The sequence below is a fragment of the Marinobacterium marinum genome, from assembly GCF_013868415.1.
Classification (GTDB): Bacteria; Pseudomonadota; Gammaproteobacteria; order Pseudomonadales; family Balneatricaceae; genus Marinobacterium; species Marinobacterium marinum.
In genome coordinates this window covers 1-317 of sequence record NZ_JACEMT010000024.1, presented here as the reverse complement: position 1 = coordinate 317, position 317 = coordinate 1, and the positions used below count along the sequence as shown (strand labels likewise).

The following is a 317-nucleotide window of genomic DNA, read 5'->3' as shown; positions in this document are numbered from 1 at the left end:
ACCGCCATTTTGATGTGCGCCCGTAGCTCAGCTGGATAGAGTACCTGGCTACGAACCAGGCGGTCAGAGGTTCGAATCCTCTCGGGCGCGCCATCTTAATCAGCAGCACTTGAAATTATGTGTGCGCCCGTAGCTCAGCTGGATAGAGTACCTGGCTACGAACCAGGCGGTCAGAGGTTCGAATCCTCTCGGGCGCGCCATCTTTTCATAAGGTTTACATTGTGTGCGCCCGTAGCTCAGCTGGATAGAGTACCTGGCTACGAACCAGGCGGTCAGAGGTTCGAATCCTCTCGGGCGCGCCATCCTCCCTCCTCAGA

General features: G+C 56.8%; 3 tRNA genes. All 3 read left to right on the top strand.

The window, feature by feature from the left end:
• The first annotated feature begins 16 nt into the window (after positions 1–16).
• A tRNA-Arg gene (locus H1S06_RS00490) sits at positions 17–93 on the top strand.
• A gap of 30 nt (positions 94–123) precedes the next feature.
• A tRNA-Arg gene (locus H1S06_RS00485) sits at positions 124–200 on the top strand.
• A 25-nt stretch (positions 201–225) separates the two neighbouring features.
• Positions 226–302: transfer RNA gene (locus H1S06_RS00480), tRNA-Arg, on the top strand.
• Positions 303–317: the final 15 nt, after the last annotated feature.